The 15,005-nt window shown below is 70.9% G+C and carries 11 protein-coding genes; 2 read left to right on the forward strand and 9 right to left on the reverse strand.

The window, feature by feature from the left end; translation table 11 throughout:
• Nucleotides 1–55: 55 nt before the first annotated feature.
• From ACM26Y_RS04555 to ACM26Y_RS04575, 5 genes are all read right to left on the reverse strand, one after another.
• Nucleotides 56–1,099: a nucleoside hydrolase gene (locus ACM26Y_RS04555; protein ID WP_416062762.1), complete on the reverse strand. Its 1,044-nt coding sequence runs from the start codon at nucleotides 1,097–1,099 to the stop codon at nucleotides 56–58.
• Nucleotides 1,100–1,157: 58 nt separating this feature from the next.
• Nucleotides 1,158–2,075 (reverse strand): LysR substrate-binding domain-containing protein, encoded by a 918-nt coding sequence (locus ACM26Y_RS04560; protein ID WP_003936731.1) that lies wholly within the window; start codon nucleotides 2,073–2,075, stop codon nucleotides 1,158–1,160.
• A 10-nt stretch (nucleotides 2,076–2,085) separates the two neighbouring features.
• Nucleotides 2,086–3,678, reverse strand: coding sequence for an alkyl hydroperoxide reductase subunit F (gene ahpF / locus ACM26Y_RS04565; RefSeq protein ID WP_416062763.1), 1,593 nt, complete (start codon nucleotides 3,676–3,678; stop codon nucleotides 2,086–2,088).
• 133 nt (nucleotides 3,679–3,811) lie between these two features.
• Nucleotides 3,812–4,375, reverse strand: a complete 564-nt coding sequence (gene ahpC / locus ACM26Y_RS04570) for an alkyl hydroperoxide reductase subunit C (protein ID WP_003936729.1) — start codon at nucleotides 4,373–4,375, stop codon at nucleotides 3,812–3,814.
• Nucleotides 4,376–4,570: 195 nt separating this feature from the next.
• Nucleotides 4,571–5,887, reverse strand: coding sequence for a nitroreductase/quinone reductase family protein (locus ACM26Y_RS04575; protein ID WP_416062764.1), 1,317 nt, complete (start codon nucleotides 5,885–5,887; stop codon nucleotides 4,571–4,573).
• A 298-nt stretch (nucleotides 5,888–6,185) separates the two neighbouring features.
• On the opposite strand from ACM26Y_RS04575, the gene ACM26Y_RS04580 reads away from it, so the two are divergent.
• Nucleotides 6,186–6,932: a Mut7-C RNAse domain-containing protein gene (locus tag ACM26Y_RS04580; RefSeq protein WP_416062765.1), complete on the forward strand. Its 747-nt coding sequence runs from the start codon at nucleotides 6,186–6,188 to the stop codon at nucleotides 6,930–6,932.
• A gap of 5 nt (nucleotides 6,933–6,937) precedes the next feature.
• On the opposite strand, the gene ACM26Y_RS04585 is transcribed toward ACM26Y_RS04580, so the two are convergent.
• A complete protein-coding gene (locus ACM26Y_RS04585; RefSeq protein WP_416062766.1) occupies nucleotides 6,938–7,642 on the reverse strand; it encodes an ANTAR domain-containing protein in 705 nt (234 codons plus the stop codon).
• 191 nt (nucleotides 7,643–7,833) lie between these two features.
• Here ACM26Y_RS04585 and ACM26Y_RS04590 point away from each other — a divergent pair, with 191 nt between their 5' ends.
• Nucleotides 7,834–9,987 carry an NAD(+) synthase gene (locus ACM26Y_RS04590; RefSeq protein WP_416062767.1) on the forward strand — a complete coding sequence of 718 codons (2,154 nt, stop codon included), beginning with the start codon at nucleotides 7,834–7,836 and terminating at the stop codon, nucleotides 9,985–9,987.
• Here the strand turns inward: ACM26Y_RS04590 and ACM26Y_RS04595 are convergent.
• The 3 genes from ACM26Y_RS04595 to ACM26Y_RS04605 all read right to left on the reverse strand — a co-directional run bounded on the left by ACM26Y_RS04595 (nucleotide 9,958) and on the right by ACM26Y_RS04605 (nucleotide 14,810).
• A complete protein-coding gene (locus tag ACM26Y_RS04595; protein ID WP_416062768.1) occupies nucleotides 9,958–11,190 on the reverse strand; it encodes a MalY/PatB family protein in 1,233 nt (410 codons plus the stop codon). The genes ACM26Y_RS04590 and ACM26Y_RS04595 overlap by 30 nt on opposite strands.
• Nucleotides 11,191–11,390: 200 nt before the next feature.
• Entirely contained in the window at nucleotides 11,391–11,984 is a 594-nt protein-coding gene (locus ACM26Y_RS04600; protein ID WP_416062769.1) for a maleylpyruvate isomerase family mycothiol-dependent enzyme, read from the reverse strand.
• Nucleotides 11,985–12,089: 105 nt separating this feature from the next.
• Entirely contained in the window at nucleotides 12,090–14,810 is a 2,721-nt protein-coding gene (locus ACM26Y_RS04605) for a LuxR C-terminal-related transcriptional regulator (RefSeq protein ID WP_416062770.1), read from the reverse strand.
• Between the last annotated feature and the right edge of the window lie 195 nt (nucleotides 14,811–15,005).

Genomic DNA, 15,005 nt, shown 5'->3' on the forward strand with positions numbered 1-15,005 from the left:
ACACCGGTTCGATCTGATCGAACCGGTGTGACATTCGGCCATACACGCACGCGTGTCAGGCCGGCCGGAACAGGGCTGCGACGTGCGCACCGACCCGTTCGACGAGGTGATCGAAGAAGGCCGGCGGGTCCGTGGCGACGACGATCTCGGCGTTCGGCGGGCGGCCCCACATGCCGGACCAGTCGGCGACGGTGGTGCCGCGGGTGAGCCGGCCGTCGAGTTCGACGTCGACCGTCGCCGGGCGGGTGGTGAAGGGCACCGTTCCGAGGGCGACCGCCGCCGCGAACGGATCGTGGACGTGTGCCAGGAAGCCCTGACCCTGGTCGCGGTGGAATTCCATGTAGAAGCGCAGCGCATCGGACAGGTGCCGCACGATCGGGTTGGACTCCTGCGAGCGCAGACCGCGCGGATCGTCCGGCGAGAGGATCTCGGCCGGGACGCTTCCCGCGGTCTCGGCGAGACGTCGCAGGTGTTCGGGCCGCATAGCAATCGACTCGGTGGTGTCGAGGGAGCACACGATCGGCCGGCGGTCGGGCGTCACGACGGAGAACGCGTCGAACACCGCCTTCGCGGCCTCCGGATCCACCGCGACGTTCCATTCCGAGGTGGGGGTGGTGTTGCCCGGGTAGTTGAACGCCCCGCCCATCACGACCAGACGGCGCAGCCGGTGGGGGAGTTGCGGATCGAGCCGGACGGCCAGCGCCAGGTTGGTGAGCGGACCGGTGACGAGGCCGACGAGTTCGCCGGGGTGCGCACGGGTCAGTTCCACCCACGCCTCGGCGGCACTGCGGCCCGACGGACCGTGACCGGGGGTGGGCAGGTCGGCGTAGCCGACGCCGAGCGGGCCGTGCGTGTCCTCGGTCGTCATCAGCGGCGCGACGAGCGGCGCCTCCGATCCGACGGCGACCTCGATGTCCGGCCTGCCGCACACCTGCAGCCACGCGAGATTGTTCGCGGTCACCTGCGGGACGGGCACGTTTCCCGCGGTGGAGAGCACCGCGGCGATCTCCGCTTCCGGACTCGCCAGCAGGTAGAGCAGGGCGAGCGCATCGTCGATACCGGTGTCGACGTCGGCGACGAGACGGATGGGTTCGGGCACCCGCCCATCCTGCAGCACGTGCCCGTGGTCCGGAACGGCCGGTGCCGCGGACTGCCGCTCAGGCGGGCGGTGTCGTGTCGACCAGGCCCTCGGGGAGGCGGCGGAACATCTCGGCCAGCTGAGGCAGGAAGTCGCGGAAGCCGCTGGTCTTGCGCCAGAACATGCCGATGTGGCGACGCGGGACGGGATCGGCGAACCGCAGCAGCCGGATCTCCGGGGGCTGCGCGACCGGGGTGGTGACGGCCAGGCGTGGCAGCAGGGTCACCCCCACCCCTGCGATCACCATCTGCCGCAGGGTCTCGAGGCTCGTCGCCCGGAAGCCGTTGCGTTCGGCGGCTCCGGTCAGCCGGCACACCTCGAGGGCCTGGTCCCGCAGGCAGTGACCGTCCTCGAGCAGCAGCAGGCTCTCGTCCGCGATCACCGACAGCGGGGCAGGTTCGGGGGTGGCAGCCAGAGGATGGGAGGCCGGGACGGCGAGCACGAAGTCCTCGGAGAACAGGTACTCCTGGTGCAGGTGGTCGTCGTCGATCGGCAGTGCGAGCACACAGACGTCGAGGTCGCCGCGGCGGAGCCGCTCGAGCAGGTCCTCGGTCTTCTCCTCGATCAACAGCAGTTCGAGGTCGGGGAACCTCGCCCGTACCGACGGTACGACGTGCGGGAGCAGGTACGGGGCGAGGGTCGGGAACAGGCCGATGCGGAGCGTGCCCGACTCCGGGTCGGAGAACTGCCGGGCGATCTCGCGGATGTTCGCGGTCTCGCTCAGAATGATCCGGGCGCGCTCCACGATCTGCGTGCCCGCGCCGGTCAGGGTGATCTGACGCGGGCTCCGCTCGACGAGTTCGACGCCGAGTTCCTGTTCGAGCTTGCGGATCTGGGTCGACAGCGTCGGCTGGCTGACGAAGCAGGCCTCCGCCGCCCGGCCGAAGTGGCGATGGTGCGCCACTGCGGCCAGGTACTCGAGATCACGCAGATTCACGACGGACGAACTACCGGACGGTCGCGGCGACCGAGTCCTCGGCCGGGGCGCTGGTACGGATGAGATGGTCGAACGCGCCGAGCGCCGCCGTCGCGCCGGCACCGGCGGCGACGACGATCTGCTTGTACGGCACCGTCGTGCAGTCGCCGGCCGCGAACACACCCGGCACCGAGGTCTGGCCGCGGTCGTCGATCACGATCTCACCGCGCGGCGACAACTCGACCGTGCCGGCGAGCCACTCGGTGTTGGGCAGCAGGCCGATCTGGACGAAGACGCCCTCGAGCTCGAGCGTGTGCGACGTCTCGGTGGTGCGGTCCAGGTAGGTCAGGCCGGTGACCTTGTTTCCGTCGCCGAGGACTTCGGTGGTCGCCGCGCTGACGACGATGTCGACGTTGGGCAGACTGCGCAGTTTGCGCTGCAGCACCTCGTCGGCGCGCAGCACGGAGTCGAACTCGATGAGCGTGACGTGCGCGACGACGCCGGCGAGATCGATCGCGGCCTCGACGCCGGAGTTGCCGCCGCCGATCACGGCGACGCGCTTGCCCTTGAACAGCGGTCCGTCGCAGTGCGGGCAGTAGGTCACGCCCTTGTTGCGGTACTCGGTCTCGCCGGGCACGTTCATCGAGCGCCACCGCGCGCCGGTGGACAGGATCACGGTACGGGCGAGCAGGGAGGCGCCGCTGTCCAGTTCGACCTCGACGAGGCCGCCCTCGGTGGTCGCGGGCACGAGCTTCGCGGCGCGCTGCAGGTTCATGACGTCGACGTCGTACTGACGGACGTGATTGTCGAGCGCGGCGCCGAACTGGGGACCCTCGGTGTAGGGCACGGAGACGAAGTTCTCGATCGCCATGGTGTCGAGCACCTGGCCGCCGAAGCGCTCGGCAGCGAGGCCGGTTCGAATTCCCTTGCGGGCGGCGTAGATCGAGGCGGCCGCGCCGGCCGGTCCGCCGCCGACGACGAGTACGTCGAACGGGTCCTTCTCGGCGATCGCGGCGGCCGCGCGGTCTGCGGCGCCGGTGTCGAGCTTGCCGACGATCTGCTCGAGGCTCATGCGGCCCGAGTCGAACAGCTCACCGTTGAGGTACACCGTCGGTACGGCCATCACCTGGCGCCCGTCGACCTCGTCCTGGAACAGGGCACCGTCGATGGCGACGTGCTTGATGCGCGGATTGAGCACGCACATCAGGTTCAGGGCCTGCACGACGTCCGGGCAGTTCTGGCAGGAGAGCGAGAAGTAGGTCTCGAAGTGCAGTTCGCCGTCCAGGTCGCGGACCTGCTGCTGCAGTTCCTCCGGCTCCTTCGACGGGTAACCGCCGACCTGGAGGAGGGCGAGTGCGAGGGAGGTGAACTCGTGACCGAGCGGGATGCCGGCGAAGCGGACCTCGATGTCGGCGCCGACCCGGTGGATGGCGAAGGAGGGGCGCCGGGCGTCGTCGTCGCGGCGCTCGTGGGTGATCTTGTCCGACATCGCCGCGATCTCGTCGAGGAGGGCGGCGAGTTCGGCGGACTTGGGTCCGTCGTCGAGGGAGGACACGAGCTCGATCGGCAGGGTCAGCCGCTCGAGGAGGGACTTCAGTTGGCCGGCGAGCGAGGCTTCGAGCATGGGTATCTACTCCATCGACGGGTGGGAAGCGGTGATCGGAAGGCGGCACGGCGCCGGGTGGTTCGGCGCTCCGGGAGCGCGGGGCCCGATGTGGGCCGGGCCCCGCGCCGCAGGAATGTCGGATCCGGAGGTGTCAGATCTTGCCGACGAGGTCCAGCGACGGGGCGAGGGTCTCGGCGCCCTCTTCCCACTTCGCCGGGCAGACCTCGCCCGGGTGCGACCGCACGTACTGGGCGGCCTTGACCTTGCGGACGAGCTCGGCGGCGTTGCGGCCGATGCCCTCGGCGGTGACCTCCATGAACTGGACGATGCCGTCGGGATCGACGAGGAAGGTGCCGCGGTCGGCCAGGCCCTCGTTCTCACGCAGCACCTCGAAGTCGGTGCTGATCTGCAGGGTCGGGTCGCCGATCATGGCGTACTTGATCTTGCCGATGGTCTCGGAGGAGTCGTGCCACGCCTTGTGCGTGAAGTGAGTGTCGGTGGAGACCGAGAAGACCTCGACGCCGAGCTTCTGCAGCTCCTCGTAGTGGTCGGCGAGGTCACCGAGCTCCGTCGGGCAGACGAAGGTGAAGTCGGCCGGGTAGAAGAAGAAGATCGCCCACTTGCCCTTGATGTCCTCGTCGGAGACGGAGATGAAACCACCCTCCTGGTAGGCGGTCGCGGAGAAGGGCTTGATCTGCTTGTTGATCAGGGCCACGTTGAACCTCTGTTCGGTCGATGGGGAATCTGACCTTTCGAACACTAACGAGTTTCGATAGATAAGGCCAATCGGTCGAGCCCATTCCATTGATAGCCTGCATCTATCGACCCGATCGACCCGGAGAAACCCCCAGTTGGGCGACGGAATTGCCGTCGACGCGCAGACGCGGTGGGCGACAGGAAGTGACCGATATCACGGCTGGTGGGGGGCGGTATCGGTGACGCGGAAAACCGGGTAGCGCGGGGCCACGGCCGCGAGCTCCGCCGGGGTGGGTTCACCGGTCAGGCCGAAGTACATGTCCGCCTCCCGAGCGATCTTCCGGTGGCCGGGCTGCCGCCCGCCCCGCAGTAGATAGGCGCGGACGATGTCGGCACGGGCGGGGACCGGTATCTCGGCCAGGGTGACCGCCCGGCGTCGGCGACCGCGAGCCAGCACCGCGCGCCCGCCGGCAGCCCGCACGTTGCGGGCCCATTGGGACTGCCCGGCCAGCGACAGCAGGTACTGCTCGCCGTCGTGGTCCAGCAGCACCAGGTTGGTCCGACGCACGACACCGGAGCGGCGGCCGGGGACCTCGAGCGTCACGACACTCCGCGGACTGAGTCGCAGCCGGGTCAGCGCGTGGCCGAGCCACTGCAGCCGCGCGTACAGCGGCGGTGGGGGCCGATACCGGCCCGCTCCGCCGTAGCGGGGCGCGGCCACGGCGGTCCGGAGCCTGCGCAACCGGCCGGCCCGGGGGCGGTCGAGCTGCCGGGCCAGGTGGTGCAGCGCCCCGGTCGTCCCGGTGGTCAGCGGCAGCCCGTGCCCGGGGGCGAGTATCCGCGGCTCCAGTGCCGCCAGGGCAGCGACGGACCGCACGGCCGCCGGCCAGTTCCAGGTGGTGTACCGGGGTGGCCCGGCCGGCCGCTGCCGGCCGGTCAGCACCCCGGTGACCGAGTTCAGGTCCACGGTCGCCGCGGCGTCCCCGGTGATCAGCACGCCGTCGCTGCGCCGCAGGTAGGCCACGTGCCCAGGGGTGTGCCCGGGGGTATGAACCCATTGCCAGTCCGGCAGTCCCGGCACCACGCCCCCCGGCTCCAGCGGGCGCACGACGTCGGTGATGTCGCCTGCCTGCTCGATCCGCGCCCGAGTCCGCCGGGGCAGCAGTCGCATCAGTGGGGCCACCAGCCACCGGTCCAGCGGCATCGGATACTCCTGCCGGTAGCGGCCTGCAGCCATCGGCAGCTCCGCGGGGTGCACATACACCGGCGCTCGCCAGGTCCGGGCCAGCGCTCCGGCCGCCCCGCAGTGGTCCGGGTGGATGTGGGTCAGCACGATCGCCGCCGGTTTCGTGCCCCGGCCGAACAACGACTCTGCTGCCGCGGTGACGGCCTCGGCGCTGCCGGCCCAGGCCGCGTCCACCAGTACCCACGGCGTTCCCGACCCGAGCAGGTAGACGTTGGGGGCGACGGCAGTCCGCCCGGCCCGGAGCAGGTGGACGCCGGGAGCGATCCGGTGCGGTCCGGTGATCATCGGGTGCTCCTGCTGTGGTGATCGTCGACGATCCCGAGTCGGTGGCGTGCTGCCAGGCCCCGAGCCGGTCGCGAGCCCGGGCGGTCGGCAGCGCACGATCACCCCGCCGAAGGGCGGGCGATCCCGACCACCCTTCGGTTCTCTGTCCGGCAGCGCCGTGAACCGATATCCGGTCAGTGTATTCAACCTGCTCGATGTCGATCGACTTCCGCCGGCACACGCTGCCGCCGGAGGCGCGTGCCGGATAGTCGGGCTCCGGGAGGTTGTGCCGATCCACGCTCCGCGCGACCATCGTTCGATGACCGGCCATGTCGAGGTCCGGGCGTACGCCGAGTTGAACGACTTCGTTGCGCCCGAGTCACGGGGCGTCGCGGTGCGGCGACCGTTCCGGAGCCACCAGACGGTCAAGGACGTCGTCGAGGCGATGGGCATACCCCACACCGAGATCGACCTGATCGTGGTCGACGGGGAGCCGGTGGACTTCGCGTACCGCCCGCGGCCGGGTGCCCGCATCGCGGTCTATCCGCTGTTCGAAGCGCTCGACATCGAACCGATCACCCGGCTGCGCCCGGTTCCGCTGCGTGACCCCCGCTTCGTGGTCGACGTGAACCTGGGTCGCCTGGCACGCCTGCTCCGGTTGCTCGGGTTCGACGTGCTCTGGACGTCCGACATGGACGATGCGGAACTGGCGCGGATCGGGAGTGCCCATCAGCGGATCCTGCTGACCCGCGACCGTGGACTGCTCGAGCGCCGGGAGATCACCCACGGGTTGTTCGTGCACGCCGACCGTCCGCTCGAGCAGATCGTCGAGGTCGTGCGCCGACTCGATCTCGGGGCACGGTTCGCTCCGTTCACCCGGTGCCTGCGCTGCAACGGCAGACTCGTCGCGGTGCCCAAGGAGGAGGTGCTCGAGCAGCTAGAGCCGCTCACTCGCCGCTTCTACGACGACTTCTCCCGCTGCACGGAGTGCGGCCGGATCTACTGGGCGGGCTCGCACCACCGGAAACTGGTTGCTCTCGTGCGGGAGATCGGTGCGGAGATCTGACGCGCTCAGATGCGCAGACCGACCTCGACGATCGCCTGGGCGACGGCGCGCACCGGCGCCTGATGGCGGCGCGCGTAGGAGCGGATCAGTTCGAACGCCGCGGCCGGGGTGACGCCGCGGGCCTGCGCGGTGATGCCCTTGGCCTGCTCGACGACGACGCGGGTGTCGAGCGCGGTCTGCAGTTGCGCCGAGAGCTGTTCCTGCTGGCGCAGCTTGTCGGAGTTGACGATGTAACCGGTGGCCATGTCGGCGAACACCTGCGCGGCGGCGAGTTCGTCGTCGGCCCATTCCCGGGGTTGGCGGCAGTAGAGGTCCAGGGCACCGACCTTGACCTCGCCGAGTTGCATCGGGACGCCGGCGACGGCGGCGATCCCGAGCAGCCGTGCCTCGGCGGCGAATTCCGGCCACAGGTCGTCGCGGCCGCGGACATCGGCGACGGCGACGGTCTCGCCGTGGTTGAACGCGTGGGCGCACGGTCCGGCGTCGAATCGCTCCTGGCACCGTTCCATCGCCTCGATCCGGTCGCCGGCGGCGGTGACGAACCGGAGCCGGCCGTCGACGTGCAGAGTCACTCCGGCCCCCGTCAGTTCGAGCACGGAGGTCACCTTGCGCACGACTGCGTCGAGGGCGGCGTCGACCTCGTACGGGGTCAGCAGGCGCTGCGCGAACTTCGACAGTGCAGCGACGAATTCCTCGTGCCGGTAGGCCATCACCACCCCCTGGGCCGCGCGGACGTATCCCGTCGTACTTCAAGTGTTCCCCGAAACGCCGCGATGATGCCGCGAAAGTCCGGATCCGGACCGCTGCACGTTCCCAAGTGGCGCCGAGCGCCTGGGTCCCTAGGATTCGATCACGCGATCCGGGCGCCGCGGACGCGAGCGACGGAGAAGGAGGCTGTGCGATGACCGAGGAAGCCGGCACTCGGGACGTCCCCGACACCGAGGCGGGAGCCGAGTTCCGGTCCAGCTACCGCCACGGCTTCCTGCGGGTCGCGGCCTGCGCGACGCCGACGGCGATCGTCGACCCGGCGGCGAACGCGGCGACGGTGCTTCGGGCCGCCCGGGTCTGCCACGACGACGGGGTCGGGCTCGCCGTGTTTCCCGAACTGACCCTGACCGGGTACTCGGTCGAGGACCTGTCGATGCAGGACACGGTGCTGGAGGCGGCCGAGCGGGCACTGGCGGAGATCGTCGCCGGGTCGGCGGGCCTGCTGCCCGTCCTGCTGGTGGGCCTGCCGTTGCGGCACCGGCACCGGATCTACAACGTGGCGGCGGTCGTGCACCGCGGGCGGATCCTGGGGGTCGCCCCCAAGTCGTATCTGCCGACGTATCGGGAGTTCTACGAGCGCCGGCAGATCGCGCCGGGCGACGACGTGCGCGGCACGGTCCGGATCGCCGGTCACGAGGTCCCCTTCGGTCCCGACCTGCTGTTCGAAGCCACCGATGTTCCCGGTCTGGTGCTGCACGTGGAGATCTGCGAGGACATGTGGGTTCCGATCCCACCCGGCGCGGAGGCCGCCCTGGCCGGCGCCACGGTGCTGGCGAACCTGTCGGGCAGCCCGATCACCGTCGGCCGCGCCGAGGACCGGCATCTGCTGGCTCGTTCGGCGTCGTCGCGCTGCCTGGCCGCCTACGTGTACTGCGCGGCGGGAGCGGGGGAGTCCACCACCGACCTGTCCTGGGACGGGCAGGCAATGGTGTACGAGAACGGGATGCTGCTCGCCGAGACCGAGCGGTTCCCGCGCGCCGAACGGCACGCGGTGGCCGACGTCGATCTCGAACTGCTGCGCAACGAGCGCACCCGCATGGGCACCTTCGACGACAACCGGCGTCGCCACGCGGACCGGCTCGACGCGTTCCGCCGCATCGCGTTCACCCTCGCGCCTCCACTCACCGACATCGGGCTGCGACGCCGGGTCGAGCGCTACCCCTTCGTGCCGTCCGATCCGGCTCGCCTCGAGCACGATTGCTACGAGGCCTACAACATCCAGGTCGCGGGGCTCGAGCAGCGCCTGCGCGCGTTGAGTGGTCCGAAGTCCGGCGGCCCGAAGGTCGTGATCGGCGTGTCCGGCGGACTCGATTCCACGCACGCGCTCATCGTCGCTGTCAAGGCGATGGACCGGCTCGGCCGTCCGCGCGAGGATGTGCTCGCCTTCACCCTCCCGGGGTTCGCGACGAGCGACCGGACCCGGGAGAACGCGCGCAGGCTGTGCCACGCGCTCGGGGTGACGCTCGAGGAAATCGACATCACCCGTGCCGCACACGTGATGCTCGAGGACCTGGGGCACCCGTTCGCGCGCGGGGAGCAGGTCTACGACATCACGTTCGAGAACATCCAGGCCGGGCTGCGCACCGACTATCTGTTCCGGGCCGCGAACCAGCGCGGTGGACTGGTGCTCGGGACGGGGGACCTGTCGGAGATCGCGCTGGGCTGGTCGACGTACGGCGTCGGGGACCAGATGTCGCACTACAACGTCAACGCCGGGGTGCCGAAGACCCTCGTCCAGCATCTGATCCGCTGGGTCGTCTCCTCCGGACAGTTCGACGACGGCGAGCCGGCCGGCAATGCGGTCGGCGCCGTTCTCGAGGCCGTCCTGGGCACCGAGATCAGTCCCGAACTGGTCCCGGTCGGGGAGGGGGAGACACCGCAGAGCACCCAGGTCACGATCGGTCCGTACGACCTGCACGACTTCTTCCTGTTCCAGGTGCTGCGTTTCGGGTTCCGGCCGTCGAAGATCGCCTATCTGGCGTGGCAGGCCTGGCACGAGACCGGTGCCGGGGACTGGCCGTCCGGCCATCCCGCGCATGCCCGCCGCGCGTACGACCTGCCCGAGATCCGGCGGTGGCTCGGCGTGTTCGTCCAGCGGTTCTTCGCCTTCAGTCAGTTCAAACGGTCCGCGATGCCGAACGGACCGAAAGTTGCTGCCGGTGGCTCGCTCTCACCGCGCGGGGACTGGCGCGCGCCCTCGGACGCGTCCGCGCGCATCTGGCTCGACGAACTCGAACGGGAGGTGCCACACGACTGCTCAGGTGCCGAGGAGGCCGGTCAGCGGTGAGTCGGCTCGCCGCCCGTGCATCGCTGCCGAGATGCCGTCGAGGATGTGCTCGAGGACGGCCGCCGACGTGGCGAAGTTGATGCGCACGAACGCTTCTGCCGAAGGTCCGAAGGGTCTGCCGCCGTCGACCAGCACCCGGCCGAGGTCCCGGATCCGGCGGACCGGATCGTCGACGGCCGCAGCCGAGACATCGACCCAGGTGAGGTAGGTGCCCTCCGGCCGATGGTGGCGGGCTTCCGGCAGGTGCTCGCGCAGCGCGGCGTCGACCCGCCGGCGGTTGCGGTCGAGCACCCGGAGCAGGGTGTCCTGCCAGTCCTGGCCGTGTCGCCATGCGGCCAGGGTGCCGAGCACCGCAGGGGTCGAGACGGTGCCGTACAGGTCGGGCGGTTCTCGGTCCCGCACGGCGAGCAGTTGCTTCGACCCGTAGTGCGCGACGGCACAGCGCAGTCCGGCGATGTTGAATGCCTTGCCGGCCGAGGTGAGGGTGATCGTTCGAGTCCCCGCGTCCGGACCGATCGACGCGAACGGGATATGCCGGTGGGGCGCGTAGATCAGCTCCGCATGGATCTCGTCGCTGACCACGAGCAGGTCGAACTCGGCGGCAAGTTCGGCGATGCGGGTGAGTTCGGGACGGGTGTGGACGCGTCCGGTCGGGTTGTGAGGGTCGACCAGGACGAGCACTTTCGGGCGCTCGGCGACGAGCGAGGCCCTGAGCGTGTCGAAGTCGAGCCGCCACCCCTCCTGGGTGTCGACGAACGGGAATTCGACGGTCCTGCGGCCCATTGTCGCGATCGTGGCCAGGAAAGGCGGGTAGTTCGGGGTCTGGATGACGACGCCGTCGCCACGCTCGGTGTGCAGGTGCAGGATCAACTGCAGTGCCTGGATGAGATCGGTCTGCTCCCGTACGTCGGCGGGGTCGACGGTCCATCCGTACCGGGACTGCATCCGCCGGGCGAACTCCGCGCGGAGCGGGGTGCCGCCGGCCCAGTCGGGGTAGCCGAGTTCGCCCGACCGGGCCGCGTCGCACAGCGCGTTCCCGATCACGGGGGCGATCGGGAAGTCCATGTCGGCCACCCAGGCCGGGAGGGCGCCGGCGCGGACGGCGCGTGCCCACTTGACGCCGGTCCGGCGAGCGAGATCGCCGATATCGAGGTCGTCGAATCCGGGATGACGGCCCTCCGGCGTGGGTGACGCTTCGGTCATCGGTGAGCCCCGGGCCGAAGACGCCTGCGATGCGGCGATCCCCGTCCGGTCGGCGTCGTTCGTCGTCGGGTGGCCGAACGGTCCATGCAGTGAGTGTGCCCGCCCCGCGGACCGGACGGGGTCGAACCCGGCATCCGATCCGGTGCCGTTGCTCCGTCACACCAGGCGGTGGCGAGGGTGCTGTCGCGTCGGCCGGTCGTTCAGCCACGACGTAAGGTGCGGCCGTCGGGCAGGGTTCGGCCGCTCAGCAGCGCCACCAGGCGTCCGCTGTCGGCCCGCACCACCTCGCCACTGCCCCAGGCCCAGTCGGTGTTGTCGGCTTCGAGCCGGACCTCGGTCAGGTCGACACCGAACAGCGCGCCGTTCGCGGCGGTGAGCTGGTCGAGGACGGCTACCACGGCCTCGGTCGGCGCCACCGTCGGCCGATCGAGCGCGACCGTGACGTCGAGGGAGTGGATCACTGCGTGGCTGAGTGCACCGGCCGCCCCGCCGCCCGGCGGCTGCCACGAGTGCAGCAGCGGTGACCGGAGTTGGGCCAGGTGCTCGGAGACCGGCAGGACGGCGTCGCGGGCGGCCACGGTGTCCGACAGCACGGTGAAGTCGCCGCCCGCCGCCGCCATCTCGGCTCCGAACTGCCCGGGTGTGAGCCGTGCCGGCATGGTCACGTGGGCGACCACGTGGCGAACCTGCCACTTCTCGCAGAGCGAGGGTGCGTCCCAGGTCTCCGCGGGGACGGAGGCGAGCAGGTCGGCCAAGCCGCCGTACGTCGGCGCTACCCCGGATTGCAGGTTCACAGTCGGTTCCCTTTCAGTCGGTGGGGCAAGGTGATCGTCGAATTCGTGCTGCGAGAGTTGAGACTCCGCGGGCCGGACGAACTCATCGGGGGAACGGGGGCGTGCTCAGGCGAGGACGTTGTCGTGCAGGTAGTTCGCCAGCTGGGTGCGGGAGCGGACACCGAGTTTTCGGTACAGCCGTCCCAGATGCATTTCGATGGTCTTGACGCTGAGGAAGAGCTCCTCGGCGATCTCCCGGTTGGTGCCGCCGTGCGCGGCGAGCCGGGCCACCTGCAGTTCCTGCGGGGTGAGCCGGTGCCCGGCAGCGGGTGCGGACCCGTCGACCGGCCGGCCGACGGCGCCGAGTTCCGTCGCGGCCTGCGCGGCCCACGTACGGGCACCGATGTGCCGGAACGCGACGAATGCCGCCTCCAGGTGTTCGCGTGCATCGCGCCGACGCCCGGCGCGGCGCAACCGCTCGCCGAAGCACAGGGCGGTCCGGGCGGTGTCGAACGGGGAGGGTGAGCGTGCGTGCAGGTGCAGGGCCCGGGTGAACCACGCATTGCATTCCGCGTCGTCGCCGATCAGGGCCCGCGCCCGGCAGACGAGAGCCCCGAGCGCGTCGGGCAGTCCGAGGTCCGGGAGCAGGCGCAGCTGTTCGCGGACCGCGTCCGGGATCTCTCGTCCCGTCCGGACGTACGCTTCGATCAGGTCGGCGGACGACGCCCGGGTGAGAAGGAGGTCGTCCGCGCCGCCAAAGGGCCGACGGTTCGCCTCCTGCAGAAGAGAGAGGGCGCGGTCGGGCCGATTCAGGCTCAGTTCCAGCAGCCCGAGCGCATCCAGGGCGTCGCGGTGCATCTCGCCCGGGCCGATCCGCTCGCGGATCCGCAACGACTGGGCGGCGTGCGTCCGGCAGGCCTGTTCGTCACCGAGCTGCGCCTCGAGTTCCGCCAGGCATCCGAGGGCCGCGCACAGCACGAGCAGCTCACCCGTTCGGGCGGCCAGTTCGACGGCCTCGGTGGCCGCGCGACGACCGGAGTGCAGACGTCCGAGGCGACTGTCGGTCAGCGCCGTGACGTACAGGGCCAGGGGCAACTGACCCCAGGCGCCTTCGGCTCGGAGCCGGTGCACCAGCGGCTCGAGCACCCGCCGCGGGTCGCCGTCCTCCCCGTGCCAGGCCACGGCGCCCAGCTCCGCCAGCAGAACCCATTCGACGTCGGCGTCGGCACCCGACCGCGCCAGCGCCTCGGCATCCTGCAGCCAGCGCACCCCGTCGGAGGTGTTGCCGGACATCGACAGCGCGCTGCCGATCACGAACGTGCCGAGCAGTGCCGTGTCCGTGTCCCGGGGTGGCGCGGCTCGGATCGCCCGGCGGGCGAGCCGCAGCGCCCCTTCCGGCTCGCCGCAGACGAGCGCTCCCTCCGCCGCCAGGGCCAGCAGGTGCGCACCGCGCGCCGGACCGAGGTCGGCGGCACTCGTCTCCCATAGTCGGCGTGCGACACACGCTGCGCCCGTGTGCAGTTCGACCCGTCCACGGATGCTCGCGCCCACGGCACGCAGCTCCGGATCGGTGGTGTGATCCTCGGATCGGTCCAGCAGTCGCAGCGCCGTCGTGCTGCGACCCGCGCGCCGGGCCGCGTCGGCTGCGGCGCACAGGCGCCGGGCCGTGCCCGGCTCGTCGGCGGAGAACGCGGCGGCCTGTTCCATGACGACCGCGACGGCTGCGCATCCGCGGCGTTCCGACGTCAGCCGCGCGGACTGTTCGAGTTCCCGGGCGGTGTCCTCGTCCGGGGCGAGGGTGGCCTCGGTCAGGTGCCACGCACGACGATCCTGCCGAGCCGGATCGGTGAGCCGGTCGGCCACCGCGCGGTGCAGCGCTCGCCGTCGTGTCGGGGACAGATCGCAGACCGCGGCGCTCCGGATCAGCGGATGGGGAAAGGACAACCGGCCGCCCCCGAACGAGGCCAGCCCGGCGTCCTCGAGTGCCGCCAGGGCACGACGGTCGATCCCCAGGTCGGTCAGGACGGCGGACACCACCGGCAACCCGTCGTCGGCGGCCACGGCCGCGACCTGGAGGGCGTGGCGCGTCGCACCGTCCAGCGCGGCGATACGGGTGCCGAAGATGCCGGTCGCGGCGGTTCCGGCGCGGACCGGGAGGCGCAGTGGCCGGGTTCCGGCGAGTTCGTCGGCCGAAAGAGTGCCGGCCAGTTCCACGAGTGCCGACGGGTTGCCGCCCACCTGCGCGGCCGCCGCCGACACCACGTCGTCCGGGAGCCGCCGCCCCAGGACCGCGGCCAGCAGCTGCCCGGCCGCGACGTCGTCGAGTCCTCGCACCACCGACGTCTCGAGGCCGGCCGGACCCCGCGGTTCGCGGGTGGCGACAAGTATCCCGATCCGCTCGGTGCGCAGCCGCCGAGCGACGAAGACGACGGCGTCCAGAGTCGGCCGGTCCAGCCACTGCGCATCGTCGACGAGCACCAGCAGCGGCGTGCTGCAGGCGGCTGCCGTCAGCGTCCGCAAGAACTCGGCGCCCACCGCGAAGCGGTCCTCCGGGTCGGGGATCTCACGCTCGGCGGAGCCGCGCAGCGCCCGGGGTGCCGGCGCCGCGTGGGCCGGCATCACCGTCAGCAGCCGTTCGAGTGCCGCGAGGGGGAAGGACGTTTCGGCCTCCGCGCCCGAGACCGCCGGCACCCGGAGTCCGCCGGAATGATCGCGGGCGTAGTCGAGGAGAGCGGTCTTGCCGATGCCCGCTTCGCCGCTCAGGACCAGCGCACCACCCGCTCCCTGCCGGAGGGCGGCAAGCAGCCGATCGATGCGTGCGCATTCCGGTCCCCGCCCGAGCAGCACAGATTCACCGTAGCCCCGGGCCGGGGCCGGAACCCCTCTTCTCAACCGAAATGGAAGCACCGGACGCCCGGCTCCACCGAAACGAGACCCGTCGGTACGGGGCGGGGAGGTCCGCGGCACGCTCGTTCGCGTCCCCTGATACGTAGGCCCTGATACGTGGGCCCTGATACCGGGCGTGATGCCCGGCTGAGGGGT

Source organism: Rhodococcus indonesiensis (assembly GCF_047782815.1).
Lineage (GTDB): Bacteria > Actinomycetota > Actinomycetes > Mycobacteriales > Mycobacteriaceae > Rhodococcus > Rhodococcus indonesiensis.